Source organism: Siccirubricoccus deserti (assembly GCF_014283215.1).
GTDB lineage: Bacteria > Pseudomonadota > Alphaproteobacteria > Acetobacterales > Acetobacteraceae > Siccirubricoccus > Siccirubricoccus deserti.
In genome coordinates, this window is record NZ_JACOMF010000187.1 from 1 (window position 1) to 2,072 (window position 2,072).

Annotated in this window: 1 protein-coding gene and 2 pseudogenes; all 3 read left to right on the plus strand. The window is 62.6% G+C overall.

What is annotated here, in order from left to right:
• Positions 1 to 111 (plus strand): annotated as a pseudogene (locus H7965_RS31565) (IS630 family transposase); the annotation flags it as partial.
• A 72-nt stretch (positions 112 to 183) separates the two neighbouring features.
• Positions 184 to 387: pseudogene (locus H7965_RS29625) on the plus strand (helix-turn-helix domain-containing protein); the annotation flags it as partial.
• A gap of 1,394 nt (positions 388 to 1,781) precedes the next feature.
• A complete protein-coding gene (locus H7965_RS29630; RefSeq protein ID WP_186774061.1) occupies positions 1,782 to 1,934 on the plus strand; it encodes a recombinase family protein in 153 nt (50 codons plus the stop codon).
• Positions 1,935 to 2,072: the final 138 nt, after the last annotated feature.

Below are 2,072 nucleotides of genomic sequence, written 5' to 3' on the forward strand. Positions count from 1 at the left end.
GCTACCCGCACCGTCGACGGCCTCTGGAACACCATCGGCCGCATCATCGGCACCTTCACGCCCGCCGAGTGCGCCAACTACTTCGCCGCCGCCGGCTATGACGCAGACTGATCGGAAAACGCTCTAGTGCACTGACGCAGACGGAGGATTCACAGCGGGGCGCTGCGGTGGAATTCTCCAGGCATGGCCCAAACCGTCAGCGTCATCGTTGGATCTGAGGATCGCATCCGCCTCGCTGCGATCCTTGGTGACCGGAACCGCCCACTCAAGCATGTGCAGCGGGCCAACATCATCCTGCTGTCTGCCGAGCGGCTGCCGGTCCTGGAGGTGGCGCGCCGGGCTGGCGTCAGCCGCCCTGCGGCTTGGCGCTGGCAACGGCGCTACAGTCCAACAATACCTGACACGGAAGAGGTCGCGGTACTGAACGGACGCTTCGGTCACCAGTCGAGCCGGAGGTGAGATAAAGTCTTACGGGGGCAAGCGCGATTGGACGCGCTGACCTGATTGGCTCCCCGCCTGCCGACTTCATCAGGGCCAGCGGTCGTGCGGACCGCATCAACAGGCCGGACGCATGACTGCACCCGACCGCGGCGCCAAAGACCACTTCATCCTTGCAACGTAGGGGCCGTCCTCGGCCGAGGCCGAGGGACAGACGGTGACCCGACCACCCCGAGCGTGGAACTCGGCTACGAGGCGGGTCGCCTGGGCTCGGCGAAAGTGCTCCCGGTACGCATCGGCCCGCGTCGCTCCGGTGAATGAAACGTCCGGTCTGTTGTTGTCCATCGGGTCGAGTACTCACCTGCAGCGACGGCAAAAACGAGCAGCAATCGTTCTTGCTTCAACCGCAACTGCACCTGGCTGGCAGCCAACCGCTTCACCAAAATCCTTAAAGGGTACCAATCAAGAGGACGCCTGATACAACAAGCAGACCGCTTGCGGCGGCAAGACTCGCAAGAGGCAGCAGGCTTCCGAAAAGGTAGGCGGACTGTGACCAGCGTTCATTATTCGAAGGTGGATCTGCTTGCAAGCGATAAGGCGAGCAGCTTAGCCCGAGCACCGCAGCCATTGCAGCGGCCTGTTCGGTATTAACCTCAGTTTGAAGTAAGATCGCATTGCTATTGGGCATAATGAAATTCCCAAGCTAAAAAGCAATTTAATACATATAACCATAATTTTAGCAAATACAGATTAAACTGTTCCGCTTCCGCTTTTTCTAATAGAAACTTATAGTAGAATATTATCTACATGTTCTCAAATTTCGATAGATAGTCAGCCGTGAAATGGGCTGAAAGGCGCAGTTTGCTGCGGACTCCCGGCACTTGGGAAGTATCCGAGTTTGCAGGCTTGGCAGCGAACGCGGCTAAAACCTTGCAAATCGTCCTGCCAGTTGCGGCGCAATGCAGCGTGTGATTCGCTCGGCGGCACCGTGAGCGGGAGCCCGCCGATGCGTCCCAAGCAATCCAAGGCCGAGCCGCAGGATGACCTCCTCCGCACCCGGCTGGAGAACCTGGTCAGCCGCCCGCCCTCCTGCTTCAGTGCGCCGTATTCCACCGCGTGGTCGCCAGCTCGTGCACGCCAACCGCCTCACCGTCGTCATCATAGCCCTCATCGCCGAGGAGGAGGCCCGCGCCACAAGCGCGGGGACCAAGGCAGCGCTTGCGGCGGCGAAGGTGCGGGGAGTGAAGCTCCGTAACCCGCGGCCGCGGCCTGGCGATACAGCAACGGCAGGGGAGGCGCGCGTAGGCTGGTCGGCTGCAGCGGCGTAGCGCGCGGCGGAAGTGATGCTCTACCTCGATGCGGCGCGACACGCCGGTACCACGACGCTGCAGCAGCTCGCCGACGCACTCACCGCACGCGGCGTGCGCACGCCGCGCGGCGGCAAGCGGTGGCGTCCGTGGCAGGTCCGACGTGTGATCAACCGCACACCCGGATAGCCAGGAGCTAACCCGGATCATTCACGGCGGCGGTGACGCGCGTCCCCTGGCTGGCGCGCGGCTCGCGCCGTGGTTGTGCGGGCGAGCGGGATCGGCGCCGGTCCTATTGGCCGGGGTTCAGGTGCGGATCGCGGGGCT

Bases quoted from the DNA above. Each gene is read 5' to 3' on its own strand.
- H7965_RS29630 (WP_186774061.1), top strand. From the start codon at position 1,782: ATGCTCTACCTCGATGCGGCGCGACACGCCGGTACCACGACGCTGCAG.